We start from the raw sequence: 14,937 nt of genomic DNA on the forward strand, positions 1-14,937 counted from the left end.
CAATTCCTCACTTCGCGGCCGCAGCGCCGTAACCGCCGCCGCCGCACATCTCGATCGTGACGAGATCGCCTTGCTGCAACACCAGGTTCGACTTGCCGTCGATGGCGACGTTCGCGCCCTGCCTGACCAGCGAGATGCGGCAGGCCTTGCCGGGATAGCCGCCCTGCATGCCCCAAGGCGCAATCACCATGCGCTCGATGCAGGTGGTCAGGTGCATCGACGACGCCAGGATGCGGTAGGTGCGAACCGAACCGTCGCCGCCACGATGCGCGCCCGCGCCGCCGGAATTCCGTCGGATAGCCTGCTGCTCGAGCCGGATCGCGTAATTCGCCTCGATCACCTCGACCGGTGTGTTCGAGGTGTTGGACAGATGCACCCGGGTTGCCGAGATACCGGCCCGATCGTGCCGCGCACCTTCGCCGCCGCCATGAACCTCGTAGAGCATCTTCCACGAACCATTAGGCCGCGGCTCGGCGAAGAACAGCACGCCCGCGGTGGTCGCGCCGCCGGCCGAGAGGCGCTCGGGAATGGTGTCCTGCATCGCGCGAAAGATCGCATCGACGATGCGCATGGACGTCTCATGGTTGCCGGCGGCGACGGACGCGGTCCAGCCGGGCTCGAGGATCGAGCCCGGGCGCGTGATGATGGTCAGCGGCCGCAGCGCGCCGGCATTCTGCTGCATGTCGCGTCCGCTCATGATGCGCGCGGCATAGGCGACAGCCGAGCGCGCCATGAACGGCGTCGTGTTGCAGAAATTGGAGACGCGGTCGCAGCTTCCGGAGAGGTCGAAGGTCGCCTCGTCGCCGCGAATGGTGATCTTGACGTGGATACGCGCCGGTGCGTTGTTTGCGCTGCCGTCGTCGAGGTAATCCTCGCCCTCGTAGACGCCGTCCGGCAGCGCGCGGATCGCCTCGCGCATCTCGATTTCGGAGAGGTCGTGCAGGCGCGACTGCGTCGCCATGAAAACCGTCTTGCCGTGCTCGCGGCAGAGCTCGACGATGCGCTTCTCGCCGGCGTTGGTCGCCGCGATCTGCGCCAGAAGATCGCCCTCGCAGGATTCGGCGTCGCGAACGTTGGCCTTGAGCAGTTGCACGATCGGCGTATTGAGGCCGGCTGAGGTTGCGATCAGCACCGGCGGAATCCGCATCGCCTCCTGGAATGTGTCGACGGCCTTGGCGAAGTAGCTGCCGGGCCAGGTGCCGCCGATGTCGGGCCAGTGCGCGAGGCTGATCGCAAAGGCCACGATCTCGCCCTCGAAGAAGACGGGTCGCACCACCTTGACGTCGTTGAGATGATTGCCGCCGAGCGCCCCGACATTGTAGATCACGACGTCGCCGTCGTTCAGGCTCTCCCGCGGCACCACCTTCAGCAACTCGGGGATCGTATAGGCCATCGCGCCGAGATGGATCGGGATGTCGCGGCCCTGTCCGACCAGGCCGCCGCGGCCGTCGGTGATGGCGGACGACAGATCGCCGGCTTCGCGCAGCAGCGGCGAGCGCGCCGAGCGTGTCATCACGAGGCTCATCTCCTCGGCCGCGGCGGAGAGCCCGTGCCTGATGACCTCGACGACGAACGGATCGAGCTTCATGCCGTTCTCCGCGTCAGGAACAGATTGCCGGCGGTATCAGGCTTCGCTTGCCAGCCCGGCGGCACAACCACCGTCGACCACGCGTCTTCGATGATGGCCGGACCGTGGACGATGTCGGTCAGCGCGGCGCGGTCGATGATTGCGGTTGCAATGTCATGGAAGCCGTCGAACGCGCAGCTGCGCGTACCCGCAGACACCGCCCTCACTGCCGTCGTCGGCCGGCTCACGACGGTCGTCGACGGGCGACGCGCCTGCACCCGCACGGATTCGATGACGCAGGGCTCACCGGTCGCATAGCCGAACAGCTCGTGATGCCGCGTCAGGAAATCCTGCTTGAGCCTGGTGACATCGAGCGGCAGCGTGAACGGCACTGGAATGGCGTCATTCTGCGCGGCATAGCGCATCAAGGCCACCAGCTCGACCTGGATCTCCGCCTTCGCAACGCCATTGGCGAGAAGCGGCGCCGAGGCATCGGCAATCAAGGCCTCGATCCGCTCCGACACGCGGGCGAAATCGATGCCGTCGAGGGCTGCGCGAAGAGTCTGCTGCTGCAGGAAGCTGAAATCGGCGGTGAGGCAGCCCAGCGCCGAGAATGCGCTCGAGGCGCTCGGCACGACGACCTCCGCGATCCCGTAGAGATCGGCGAGGCCGGCGGCATGCATCGGGCCCCCGCCGCCGAAGGCGAGCAGCGTGCAGTCGCGTCCGTCGATGCCGCGCTCGACCGTGACGCGGCGCAGCGCGCGGGCCATGGTCGCGTTCGCGACCTTGATGATGCCGAGCGCCGTTTCGGTCAGGCTCAACCCGAGCGCGCGAGCAATCGGCTCGATGACACGCTTGGCGCTCTCGATGTCGATCCCGATGCGTTCACCAAGCTTGGTCTCGGGATTGAGATAGCCGAGCACGGCATTGGCGTCGGTGATGGTCGGCTCCGTTCCGCCGCGGCCATAGCAGGCCGGCCCCGGCTCGGAGCCGGCACTCTCCGGCCCGACCGTCAGGCCGCCGGGACCGTTACGGACGATCGATCCGCCGCCCGCGCCGATGGAATGCACCGCGAGCATGGGCTGCCGCAGCGGCTTGTCGCCGAGCATGCGGCCGTCGGTCATCTCGGCCAGGCCATCCACGATCAGGCAGACGTCGGTCGTGGTGCCACCCATGTCGAACGTCAGCATCCGCGAGGTGCCGAGCTGGCGCGCGATGCTGACGGAGGCCGAGACACCGGCGGCCGGCCCTGACATCGCCATCACCAGCGGCCGACGTTTCACCGCCGAGATCGGGACCATGGCGCCGGCGGAATGAAACACCTGCAGGCCGGGTCCGATCGGCAGCCGCTGCTCCAGCTCGCTGAGATATTCCACCGCGATCGGCATCGCGGCGGCGTTGAATACGGTTGCCGAGGTCCGCTCATATTCGCGTGCCTCGGGGTTGACCTCGTGCGAGAGCGAGACATGGGCGACGACGTCCTTGAGGCGCTCGCCGAGCATCTTCTCGTGTACTGGATTGGCATAAGCGTGAAGGAGAGCGACCGCGACGCTCTGAACGCCGGTCTCCTTCAGCCAGGCGACCAGACGCTCCATCTCCGCTTCATCCAGCGGCTTCAGCACCCGACCCTCGTGATCGAGGCGCTCGGCAAGCCCGAAGCAGCGTTCAGGCGGCACCAGCGGCGGCGATTTCGGGGGAATGTCGAGCCGGTAGAGGTCGCGGCGGCGATAGCGTGCGATCTCGAGCACGTCGGCAAAGCCATCGGTCGCGACCAGCGCCACCTTCGGCAGCCGGTTCTCGACGATCGCGTTGGTCACGCGCGTGGTGCCATGGACGAAGCGCCTGACCTCGCTCTTGCGCAAGCCGACCGCCTCGATCGCCTCCAGCATCGCTTGAACCGGCGCGCCGGGGCGCGACGGCACTTTTGCAATCCGGGCCTCCGCGGAACCGCGCCTGATGGCGATGATATCGGTGAAGGTGCCGCCGATATCGGTGCCGACTTCCCAGTGGTTTTCGAAAGCACTCATGTCTGGGGTCAGCTACGCGTGACGTCCGAACCGGACGCCGGGTCCTTCCCGTCCATCGCCACCTCGAATGCCGAACCGAGAGCGCTCATCATGCATCCCCTGTCATGCCATCGTCTGCGAGCGTGCGACAGAGCGGTGGTCTCCGATAGGGCCAGAGTTGTCGCAATTCGCTGGGCCAGCAAGCTGCCGGCGCAGCGCACCGCGCCACCGGATGCACGTTTTGGTGCAGCGGTGCCTGCCCAGACAGCACGCGAACGCGCGCCATTCCACTCCGGAAACGTGCAGTGCACCACGGATTTCTCTGAGCAAATCGCGATGCCTGTTGCACCGCAATCCAAGCAGGCAGAATCAGCCGTCTAATTTGCAGGCGATCAATCGGCAGCGCGGGATCTCCCGGTGCCTACGAGCTATGCACGGCAGTCGGCTCAGCCTCTCTTTATTGTACGATCAGTAAGAGGGCGTATTGGCCGGGTTGGATGGTGCGTTGCGAGAAGCGCCGCCGATGCAGGCTGCGATTCTCGCAAGCAGCGCAGCGGCATCCTCGACGCGCAGCCGGCCGTAGCCGAACACGAGGCCTTGCCGCGTCGGCCGTTCCAGGAAATTCTGCGACAGCGGTTGCACGTGGATACCGGCCTGCTTCAGGATCGCGGCCGCCTCGCGATCGCTCATCCGTGCCTGCATTGCATCCGTGAACAGCGCCACCAGGTGCAGGCCGGTGACGGCGGAGGACACGGTCAGGTCATCCGGCATATGCGCTGCGATCGCATCGATCAGCGCCTTTCGCCTGCTCGCATAGACCCGCCGCATCCCGCGCAGGTGGCGGAGCAGATGCCCCTCCCGCATGAATTCCGCCAAAGCGAGCTGTCCGATGCCGGAGGTGTGCACGTCGATGCGCGCGCGGCCCTTGACGAATCCTTCGATGAAATGCCTGTTGGCGACGAGATATCCGAGCCGCAGGTTCGGCATCATGATTTTCGAGAAGGTGCCGAAATAGATCACCCGGCCCTCGCGATCGAGCGAACGCAGCGAGGCGATCATGCTGTCCTGATGCCTGAACTCCGAATTGTAATCATCCTCGATCACCCAGACGTCGTTCTTGTTCGCCCAGTCGAGAAGCTCGAGCCGCCGCTCCAGTCCCATGCTGACCCCGAGCGGATATTGATGCGACGGCGTGACAACGATCAGCCGCGCGCGCGACGCGCGCCGGATTCCCTCCGAGACGACCAGCCCCTTGTTGTCGACCGGAATCGGAACGAGCTTCGCGCCGGCCGCCGTCAGCGCCCACCGCGCCTCGACGAAGCCGGGCTCCTCGACCCAGACCTCGTCGCCGGGATCGAGGATCATTCGGCTGCAGAAATCCAATGCCCCCGACGTGCCGGAGGTGACGACGACCTCTTCCGGCGAGCAAACGAGACCGCGCACGGAGCCGAGAAAGTTCGCGATCTCGCTCCGCAACCGCGGATGGCCTTCGGGCGGAAGATCGAGGCACTCCTGCTCTCTTGGATTTTTCCAGGCTTGGCGCAGCAGGCGCGACCAGTCCTTGAACGGAAAGGTCGAGACGTCGGGCGCGCCGGGTGCAAACACGGAGGGCCAGTTGGTCTCGTAGTCCAGGTCGAGCAGCGAGCGCCAACGCTCCGACATGTGCGCAGGTTTGGCGGCAGGCGACGCGGGCTCCACATTCGGGGCCGTAACGGCGGCCACCATGACGCTGCCGCGCGGCGTCGATGCGAGATAGCCCTCGGCATAGAGCAGATCCCACGCGGTCAGCACCACCGTGCGTGAGCAACCCAATTCGCGCGCGATCTCGCGCGATCCCAGAAATTGCGTTCCGGAGGGAAAAGCGCCGCACAGAATGCCATCACGGATATGCTTCGCGATCTGCAGGTGCAGCGGCACCGCGGAAGTCCGGTCGATATGCATCCCGGCAAGAGAGACGCGCGTGCTCGGGTGACGGCTGTTGTCCATGTCTCGCCCGTCAGGCAACGCAAATACTATCCACCGCCATTCCGGGGCGCGCCACTTGGCGCGAGCCCGGAATCCATTTGTCGGCATCACGCGCTGCGCGATGGATTCTCAGGTGCGCAATTGCGAACCCTAGTTCGCGCTTTGCGCGCCCCGGAATGACGACTTCGTGGGGTGGGCTCGCGCGAACGCAGCCCACCCTACGATCGCTTGTTACGCGCTCGCCTGGGTAACGAACTTCGTGTTGAGGTAACCCTCGATCGCTTCGAGGCCGCCTTCGGAGCCGTAGCCGGAATCCTTGATGCCGCCGAACGGCACTTCGGGCAGCGCGAGGCCGTGATGGTTGATCGAGACCATGCCGCTCTCGATGTCGGCACCGATGGCCTGCATCGTCTTGGTCGATGTGGTGTAGGCATAAGCCGCCAGACCGTAAGGCAGACGGTTGGCTTCGGCCACCACCTCGTCATAGCTGCGGAAGGCGGTGATCGGCGCCAGCGGGCCGAACGGCTCCTCGTTCATGATACGGGCATCGCGCGGCACGTCGGTCAGCACGGTCGGCTCGAAGAAGAAGCCTTCATTGCCGATACGCTTGCCGCCGGCCTGCACCTTGGCGCCGCGCTGGACTGCATCGGAGACGAAGCCTTCCATGGCATCGACACGGCGCGGATTCGCCAGCGGTCCCATGCGGGTATCCTTGTCGAGGCCGTTGCCGACCTTGAGGCTCTTGGCCGCCGCCACGAACTTGTCCACGAAGGGCTCGTAGACGCTCTCATGAACCAGGAAGCGCGTCGGCGAGACGCAGACTTGGCCGGCGTTGCGGAACTTGTTGGCCGAGAGAATCTTGGCGGCGTTGTCGAGGTCGGCATCCGCGAACACGATCGCCGGCGCATGGCCGCCGAGCTCCATGGTGACGCGCTTCATGTGCAGGCCGGCGAGCGCGGCCAAATGCTTGCCGACGGCAGTCGAGCCGGTGAAGCTGATCTTGCGGATGATCGGATGCGGAATGAGATATTCCGACACGTCCGCCGGCACGCCAAACACGAGCTGGACCACGCCCGGAGGAATGCCCGCATCCGCATAGGCCCGCACCAGCTCCATGCAGCTCGCCGGTGTCTCTTCCGGGCCCTTGACGATGATCGAGCAGCCCGCGGCGAGCGCGGCCGAGATCTTGCGCACCGCCTGATTGATCGGGAAATTCCACGGCGTGAACGCCGCGACCGGGCCGACCGGCTCCTTGGTCACGAGCTGGGAGACATTGCCCATCCGCGGCGGCACGATGCGGCCATAGGCGCGGCGTGCTTCTTCCGCGAACCAGTCGATGAGGTCGCCGGCCAGCATGGTCTCGCCCTGCGCTTCCACCACCGGCTTGCCCTGCTCCATGGTCATCACGGGCGCGATCTCGGCGGCGCGGGAGCGGATGACGTCGGCGGCCTTGCGCATCAGCTTATAGCGGTCGAACGGCGACATCTTGCGCCAGACCTCAAAGCCGGCCTTGGCGGCGTCCAGCGCGCGGTCGAGGTCTGCGCGCGAGGCGTGCGGGGTCTTGCCGATCGGCTGGCTGGTGGCGGGATTGAGGATGTCCTCCGACTTGCCGGACGACCCATCGGTCCACTCGCCGGCGATGAACATCTGAATTTTCGGATACATCCTTGCTGCCTCCATGATTTGCGGTCGTCGTCTGGATCGGCTTCCGCCGTTCCAGGCCGGCGCAGAGCTACACCGAAAGCCGGCCGGCGAAAAGAGACCGTGATGCCGCTCAGCGCATCGCTGCTCTGCCAACCCACACCGCGTCCCGCAGTTGCGGCCTGCTTTAGCCTGCCAGCCAAGCCCGCAAGCGTCGCCAACCGATGACGATGCCAGTGATGGAGAACATCAGTCCGAGCGTACAGAGGCCGACAATGAGAGCATCACGCAGTCGCGCATGAGCCAGCAGAATCGGAAAATCAAGCGTGTGCAGCGCGCTGTAGAGCCAGCGATAAGCGCGCCGCGACGGATCCAGTCTTTGCAGCACGTTGCCATTGGCGGCATCGACGTCGAACCAGAGATCGCCGCAGGTCGAACGGTAGACAGGAGCCCCCGGAATACTGGATTGCGCCGGATAGTCGTTGTTGCCGGCGAGCACGAACGGTGCGGCGCAGCCGGCGGCCAGGCGCGCCGTCAGATTCCCGATCTCCTGCGCATCCAGGAATGCCGCCCGTCCGTCGCGCGACGCATCCCCTCTCCTGATCAATGTCTGACTGGCAAGGGCAACCCGATCGCGCCGGTAGACATTGCCGGCAACGGCGAACCATTCGACCTCGCGAGCCGAGGACGGAAGATCGAGCGGTGAAGCGTCCCGCCAATCCGGCGCGGCGTTCAACAGGCCGGCCTCTGTCGGGGTCAACTGCGCGCGCGAGAACAGCCGCCCGTGATCCATCGAGAGCCAGCCGCTCAAGATCCAGCACAGCACGAACACGGTCGCCACGAGGCCCATGAGATGATGCAGGACATGCCAGCCCCGGTAGGGAGACGAGATTCGGCCGCCTCGTATCCTCACCCGCACGATCCCGAGAACCGCACCAAGCAATGCTGCAATCAAGGCGAGCAGCGACAGCGTCCAGACCACCCGATCCCACAGCGCCCAGTTGCTCCGCAGAAACGTCGGATAGATCCAGTGCAGGACGCTGCCGACAAGATTCCACCCGCGCTCGCTACGCGTCGTATCAAGCACCACCTCGCCGGTCGGTGACGAGACATAGACCTCCGTTCCGGCGGCATCGCCGAGAGCCGCGCGGAACAAGGGGCGATGCCGATCGAAACCGTTCGGCACGCTCCATTGATCGTAGTCTGAACGAGCGACGATCGCAGCCCGCAGCGCGTCGAGCCCACGCTGACGAGCATAACCTTGCACGATGGTGAGCGCGACATCGGCGGACGTCACTGACCCATCCGCTCCGTCGGAGGCGCGGACCGCACGCGAACGGGACGGTCCCGACACGATGTAGACTGGTCCATCACCCCGCTGGATCAGCCGAACGCGCGTGGCATCGACGATCCCGCTCGCCGCAACGGCCTCCGTCACCGAGATCCTCGGCCCGCCGCGATCCACCGGCGCGAGTCCGGCAAATCGCTCCACTTCCGTCAATGACGGGAACGGAACGAAGTGCATCACGATTCCACTCGCGAACCACATCGCGAACAGCAGACAGAACGCGATCCCGAGCCAGCGATGCAGCAGGACGATCGCCCCCATCATGCGTTCAGCGCCCTACCATTTGAACGCCGCCGAGATCTCGTAGGTGCGCGGCGCGCCCAGGAGGATCTGGTCGGGGTAGAACGGATCGCCCCAGATCGCGTAGCGCTTGTCGGTGATGTTGCGGACACGGAAGGTCAGGCGGGCCTGATCGACCGCAGCGAACACCGTCCTGGGGAAGTCGATGAAGGCGTAAACGTCCGCGACTGTGTAGGCCTTCATCGTCACCACGTTGGCATCGGTGTTGTAGCGGTCTCCGACATGGCGGCCGGTGATGCCGAGCTCCACTGGCCAGGGCGTGAAGAACCGATACGACGCGCCGACATTGGCCACGATACGCGGCACGTTCGGCGGCGTGTTGCCGGAGAACGAGCCACCGGCGAAATTGTAGTCGGCATAGCGCGCATCGACATAGGCGATGTTGCCCCACAGCCGCAGCGGCTCGATCGGGCGCACGGAGGCGGCAAGCTCGACGCCCTTGGACTCCTGTCGTCCGGCGATATTCAGCTGCATGCCGCCGGCCGCGGCATAGACGTTCTTGCGCAGGATGTCGTAGGCCGAGAACGACCATTCCGCCCTGTTGTCCCAGAACAGGTGCTTGACCCCGGTCTCATAGGTACGCGCCGTCGTCAGGTCGAGCGGTTGGGTCGGCCCCAGCAGGAAGATGTTGTTGGCGGCGATGTCGGCACCGGTGGCGTACTGGCTGAAGAAGGTGAGGCCAGGAACGGCCTCCCAGGTGTAGCCGATGCGTCCCGTCACCGGCGCCCAGTCTTTCGTGAATGGAAAGCCTGCCTTCTCCAGACCGTTCTTGTCGGTCGAGTTGCGGTCGAGCCCGATGTGCTCGACACGCAGGCCGCCGATCAGCGCGAAGCTACGTGTCAGCTTCAGCCGGTCCTCGAACGACAGCGCCTCGTTGTCGATGCGCGCGGTCTGCTGCTGTGTCGTGAGCAGGCCGTAAAAGCCGCGGTTGGGATCGACGCGCGAAACGGAATCACCGGGAAAGTTTGCCGCGCCGGGCCTTACGAAATCGAGATAGCTCGACGAGAGCGTCGTGACCAGCCGGTTGTCGAAGCCCGCGATATCAGTGTCCCAGATCAAGTCGGTGATGTTGCCGACCAGACGCTGGCTGTGTGCCACATAGAAGCGCTCGCGATCGACGAGGTTCGTGGTGGAATTGAACGCCTCGATCTCGTTGTTGAACCATTTCCGCTCCGCACCGTAGCCATAGGCCTGGCTCTTCAGCGTCAAGTCAGGCGCGAGCTTCAGCTCGAAGCCGCCGCGCAGCCACACTTCCTGGGCGACGTTGCGGTTGTCGAGGACATTGTAATTGGTGTTGAAGGTGCGGTCGTCGATGGTGACGGCGCCGAGATTGGTTCCGTTGTAATTCGAGACATAGTTGCCGGAGACGATCCCCGTCGTCGCATGCGAGCCGCTGAAGGCGACCGGCACCAGCGGCGCGCCCCAATAGGCTTTCGAGCGATCCTCCCGGTATTCGAGCGCGCCCCAGATCTTGAGGCTATCGGAGATGCGGTAATTGAGCTGGCCGGATGTGCCGAACGTCTTGACGTTGGTGTCGTCGGCAAAGCCGTTGAGCGTGGAACGGCTGATGTCGAAGCGGTAGTCCAGCCCCTGCACGTTGGTGCTGCCGCCCGAGCCGTAATGCGCGCGGAACGAATTCAGCGAGTCCCACGATAAATCAGCTTCGTTGCGGATCGGTCCGGTGTGCGGCTGCTTGTTGACCAAGTTGATGGCGCCGCCCGCGGCGCCTTCGCCCGAGATCAGCGAGGCCGGGCCCTTCAAGAATTCCACGGCCTCCAGATTGGCGGTGTCGACGATCCGCGAGGTCATGTTCTGCGGACCGATCTTGATGCCGTTGTAGAGCGTGTTGATCTGGCTGTTGGTGAAGCCGCGCATGGAGAAGGCCGAAGGCTCGGCCGGGTTGTCGCCGGAGGTGACGCCGACCGCGCCCTGCGCCACCTCAGAGACGGTGCGATAGCCCTGCTCGCGCATGGTCTCGGCCGAGATCACCTCGACCGTCGCGGGCGTCTGACGCACCGTCAGGCCGAGCCGCGAGGCGCTTTCGGCCACCGCATTGCTGTTGAGCGGCGTCTGCACTGCGGCGGTCGGCACGACAGGCTTGGGCGCTGCGGATGCAGATTCCGGCCTGCGTACAGCCGCACGGCGTGCGCGCTGCGCCTCCCGGCCCACTGGCCTCGCCTGCTTGCGGGATTGAGCGGGCGACACCTCAACAGGCGGCAGCGGCTCGCGGGCCTGCTGTGCCAGCGCGGGAGCCAGGCCGGCGGCTGCAAACGACGTAAGGACCACGGAGGCAAGCAGGAAGCGGCGCGGTCGTGCGATACGGATGGAAGACACAGTACAAAACCTCGGTATGACGTCAGTGGCACGTCACAGCGAACGAGGTCTCATCCTGGGCTTGTCAGCCGTCCGATGAAGCCGAATGTCTGTACTCCCCGACCGACATCTTCGCGTGTGACCACGGCTGACGGCAGGTCTCCTGGCTCGCGGGTCATGACCGCTTCGTCGCCTTCCCGGGACCGAGGACCCAGTGGCTCGTGACGAAGGATTATCCGCTCACAGTTGCGGGGGCAGCCGCGGCATTGGGGACAACGCCCCGCACCGCATTCCCTTTTCATTCCCTCTCGGGAAAACCGTCGCGAGCATCTAGGATTACCTCCAAGACAGAGTCAATGTGCCAGTTGCGGCGTTGCGGCAACAGCCACCAACTTCCTTGGAGATGAGCATGGAAGGCGAGACCTTCCTCTGGTTGATACGGCATGCGGCCGTCAAGGGCGTGGCCGGGACGATCCATGCAGCCGATGCGCGGGCCGACCTCGGCGATCACGCGGCATTGGCGGCTCTGCGGCAGCGCTTGCCGCCGGATCGCGCCAGCTATGCCAGCCCGTCGCGACGCACGGTCGACACGGCGCGCGCACTGGGGCTCGAACCGGAGTTGGTCAGCGAATTCCGCGAGCAGGATTTCGGCGATTGGACCGGCCATCGGCATGACGAGCTCGCCGCGACCGGTGGCGATGCCTATGCGCAGTTCTGGCGCGATCCGGCGCGCGGACGACCGCCGAACGGCGAAAGCTTTGCGGATCAGGTCGCGCGCGTCCGGCTCGGTCTGTCGCGGATTGGCGCAGGCTCCGCAGCGCTGGTCGTACATTCCGGCACCATCCGCGCCGCGCTCTGCATCGCGCTGGACCTGACGCCGCAAGCCGCCTTGCGCCTCGTGATCGATCCGCTGTCGCTGACCCGGATCGACCGGCTCGCGGGCGGTTGGCGGGTCGTTTTCGTCAATCAGCGGATCAGCTAGGCCGATCCGGCACATTGGCCTGTGCGAACGTCGCCATGCCGTTGTGAAGCGCACAGGCCGAGCGGACCAGCGGCAGCGCGATGGCCGCGCCCGATCCCTCGCCGAGCCTGAGATCGAGGCTGATCAACGGCTGCACGTTGAGCGCGCGCAACACCAGCCGATGTCCCTGCTCCGCCGATTGATGCGAGGCTAGCTGGAACGGCTGGCAGGACGGATTGAGACGCGCCGCCGCCAGCGCCGCGACCGACACGATGAAGCCGTCGATCAACACGGGAATGCGGCGCTGCGCGGCCGCAATGATAGCGCCTGAGATCGCAGCGATCTCGAGGCCGCCGACGGCACACAGGATCTTTTCGGGCGAGGCTCCGGCGACGCCGTGGCGTGCGATCGCCGCATCGATCACCCGCGCCTTGTGCGCCCGGCCGGCCGCATCGACGCCGGTACCGCTGCCCGCGATCTCCTCGGCGCTCACGCCAAGCAGGCTCGCCGCGATCGCGGCGGATGTCGTGGTGTTGCCGATGCCCATCTCGCCGAAGATCAACAGATCGGGCTGACTGGCCTCGGCGCGCGCCACCGCGCGCTGGCCGGCTTCGAAGGCGAAGGCCAATTCCGCCGGCGTGAGCGCAGCTTCGACGCTGAAATCGCGCGTGCCGGAGCGCGGCTTGTCGGTGACGACGCCCGCCATCTCCCCTGGTGCCAGCGTGCCGGCGTCGACCACCTCCAGGCTCGAGCCAAGCTCGCGCGCCAGCACCGAGATCGCGGCGCCGCCACCCGCAAAGTTCGCCATCATCGCGATGGTCACTTCTTGCGGATAGGCTGACACACCCTGCGCGACGATGCCGTGGTCGCCGGCGAAGATGATGATCGGGACCCGCGAAGCGCGGGGCTGCTCCGTCGCCTGCAAACCTGCAAGCTCGATCGCGAGCTGCTCGAGCCGGCCGAGTGCGCCGGTCGGCTTCGTCAGTTGCGCTTGCCGCGCAATGGCCGCCTCGCGATGGACCGCGGAGACCTCCGGGCAGTTCTGGTAAACCCATTCGGGAAGCATGCTGCCTCACTCAACGCCGGCGCTTGAGAATGTAGCTGTCCATGATCCAGCCATGCCGTTCGCGCGCCTCTTGCCGCAACGCGACGATGCGCGGGCCGATCTCGGCCAGCGCGCCGGACATGATGATCTGGTCGGGCATGCCGAGATAGGCACCCCACCAGATCTGCAAGCCCTCTGGATCCAGCGACTGGAACGCGGTGCCGCCGTCGAGCATCACCACCACGGTATCGACACCTTGCGGCCAGCCGCCGTCGCGCAAGCGCCGCCCCGTCGTGACCAGGAACGGCTCGCCGATGTCGTTGAGCGGCAGTGCATGCGCCGCGCACAGCGCCTGGATCGAGGTGATGCCGGGCACGACTTCGATCGTCGGCAAGGGATCGAGCCGCCGCGCAATGCGCAGCGAGGAGTCATAGAGCGACGGATCGCCCCAGATCAGCAGCGCAACCTTGCCATCGCCTTCGAGGTGCCTCGCGATCGTCTGGGACCAGGCCGCGGCCACCGCATCGTGCCAATCGTCCACGCCCTTGCGGTAGTCCGCCTCGGCTGCATCGCGCACGGGAAGGTCGAATTCGGCAATGCGCGTCGTTTTGTTGGTGAGCACGCCGGCGCAGATCGTGCGCCTGAGATCAGCGAGATCAGACTTCGCAGTCCCCTTGCGCGGGATCAGGACGAGATCGGCCGCGTTGATGGCTTGGATCGCGGCGCGCGTGAGCTGCTCGGGATCGCCGCAACCGATGCCTATCAGGGAGAGCGTGAGCATCGCGAGCGCGACGGGCGGCCATCACGGCCGCCCTTTCGCTTGTCTCTCAGGCCGCGTTGTGCAGGCGCGGGGTGACGAGGCCGGGCGCGGTGACGCCACGCAGCGACTTCGCCAGCGCCAGCACGGCGAGATCCGCGAGCGGCTCGATCACGATCACCAGCGCATAGGACCCGGCAAACGCCGCGATGTTGGCGAGGTTGGTCGCACCGAAGCCGGAGCCGTAGAGCGCCCAGAACGCCACCCAGGCGACGATGCCGGACTGATAGGCGGTCGAGAGCGCCAGCGCCTGGCGGTATTGCAGATCGACGTAGGCCGTATTGCGCGGAATGATCCGGCTCGCCAGCGCCTTAATCGCGAACAGCGGCACCAGCAGCGTGGTGACGTTCATGCCATATTGCGGCAGGTCGGTCGGCACGAACAACACACCCTGGAGCAAGAGGCCGAACGCGAGGCCGAAGGCCGCCGGCGCAGCACCAAACAGCAGGAACAGGGTCGAGCCGAGGATGAAGTGCACCTCGGAGACGCCGACCGGGAAATGCGGCAGGACCTGGAAGAAGGTGAAGACGAGGCCCGTGGTGGCGAGCGTGCGCGCCGCGAACGAGCGGGCGCCCTGCTCGCGCACGGTTTCGGCCGCAAGCTTCAACGCAACACCGCCTGCGGCGATGCCGGTTGCGTAACTCAACACGAGCTTGGCGCCCGTCACGACCTCGGGTTCGATATGCATGGCTCAATTCCTTCCTGCCGTCACACCCGACGGCCTTGGCCTCAAAACGTGCAGGGCCGGTCTCCTGGCTCGCGGTTCACAGGGGTTCTCCGGCCTTCCCGGACCTTGCGGCCCAGTGGCTGATCGGAGCCCCTCACCGCTTACAGTCGCGGGGGCGGCTGGGGTTTTGGACGCCGCAACTGGGTCCGCCCACCCCCATTCCCGATTATGCTCAGGCGCTTTGCGCCGCGTCGAGCACCATGCCTCTCTTGTGTGCCCCTTTCGCCGAGCCGGCGTCAAGGGGCGA

At 65.8% G+C, this 14,937-nt stretch carries 10 protein-coding genes and 2 riboswitches; of the genes, 1 reads left to right on the forward strand and 9 read right to left on the reverse strand.

The features are described 5' to 3' along the window. Positions 1-7 precede the first annotated feature (7 nt). The 6 genes from ACVIIV_RS30845 to ACVIIV_RS30870 all read right to left on the reverse strand — a co-directional run bounded on the left by ACVIIV_RS30845 (position 8) and on the right by ACVIIV_RS30870 (position 11,161). Positions 8-1,588: a hydantoinase B/oxoprolinase family protein gene (locus tag ACVIIV_RS30845; RefSeq protein WP_456747539.1), complete on the reverse strand. Its 1,581-nt coding sequence runs from the start codon at positions 1,586-1,588 to the stop codon at positions 8-10. Next, positions 1,585-3,594, reverse strand: coding sequence for a hydantoinase/oxoprolinase family protein (locus ACVIIV_RS30850; RefSeq protein WP_456747540.1), 2,010 nt, complete (start codon positions 3,592-3,594; stop codon positions 1,585-1,587). The genes ACVIIV_RS30845 and ACVIIV_RS30850 overlap by 4 nt, the downstream gene beginning before the upstream one ends. Before the next feature lie 447 nt (positions 3,595-4,041). Continuing rightward, positions 4,042-5,559: a MocR-like pyridoxine biosynthesis transcription factor PdxR gene (gene pdxR, locus ACVIIV_RS30855; RefSeq protein WP_456747541.1), complete on the reverse strand. Its 1,518-nt coding sequence runs from the start codon at positions 5,557-5,559 to the stop codon at positions 4,042-4,044. Between the two features lie 210 nt (positions 5,560-5,769). Then, on the reverse strand, positions 5,770-7,218 hold the full coding sequence (locus ACVIIV_RS30860) for an NAD-dependent succinate-semialdehyde dehydrogenase (protein WP_456747542.1): 1,449 nt from the start codon (positions 7,216-7,218) through the stop codon (positions 5,770-5,772). 148 nt (positions 7,219-7,366) lie between these two features. Beyond that, positions 7,367-8,791, reverse strand: a complete 1,425-nt coding sequence (locus tag ACVIIV_RS30865; protein WP_456747543.1) for a PepSY domain-containing protein — start codon at positions 8,789-8,791, stop codon at positions 7,367-7,369. Between the two features lie 12 nt (positions 8,792-8,803). Next, positions 8,804-11,161 (reverse strand): TonB-dependent receptor, encoded by a 2,358-nt coding sequence (locus ACVIIV_RS30870; protein WP_456747544.1) that lies wholly within the window; start codon positions 11,159-11,161, stop codon positions 8,804-8,806. Positions 11,162-11,276: 115 nt separating this feature from the next. Beyond that, a riboswitch (cobalamin riboswitch) is annotated at positions 11,277-11,477 on the reverse strand. Positions 11,478-11,549: 72 nt separating this feature from the next. On the opposite strand from ACVIIV_RS30870, the gene ACVIIV_RS30875 reads away from it, so the two are divergent. Next, a complete protein-coding gene (locus ACVIIV_RS30875; protein WP_456747545.1) occupies positions 11,550-12,122 on the forward strand; it encodes a histidine phosphatase family protein in 573 nt (190 codons plus the stop codon). Here the strand turns inward: ACVIIV_RS30875 and cobT are convergent. From cobT to ACVIIV_RS30890, 3 genes are read right to left on the reverse strand one after another with little or no spacing between them, the layout of a single operon-like run. After that, positions 12,115-13,167 carry a nicotinate-nucleotide--dimethylbenzimidazole phosphoribosyltransferase gene (gene cobT, locus ACVIIV_RS30880; protein WP_456747546.1) on the reverse strand — a complete coding sequence of 351 codons (1,053 nt, stop codon included), beginning with the start codon at positions 13,165-13,167 and terminating at the stop codon, positions 12,115-12,117. The two genes, ACVIIV_RS30875 and cobT, sit on opposite strands and share 8 nt — an antisense overlap. A 10-nt stretch (positions 13,168-13,177) precedes the next feature. Further along, complete coding sequence (gene cobF / locus ACVIIV_RS30885; protein ID WP_456747547.1) at positions 13,178-13,927, reverse strand: precorrin-6A synthase (deacetylating); 750 nt, start codon at positions 13,925-13,927, stop codon at positions 13,178-13,180. 46 nt (positions 13,928-13,973) lie between these two features. Then, positions 13,974-14,651: an energy-coupling factor ABC transporter permease gene (locus tag ACVIIV_RS30890; protein ID WP_456747548.1), complete on the reverse strand. Its 678-nt coding sequence runs from the start codon at positions 14,649-14,651 to the stop codon at positions 13,974-13,976. A gap of 37 nt (positions 14,652-14,688) precedes the next feature. Beyond that, a riboswitch (cobalamin riboswitch) is annotated at positions 14,689-14,908 on the reverse strand. Positions 14,909-14,937: the final 29 nt, after the last annotated feature.

The sequence above is a fragment of the Bradyrhizobium sp. USDA 4354 genome, from assembly GCF_054060315.1.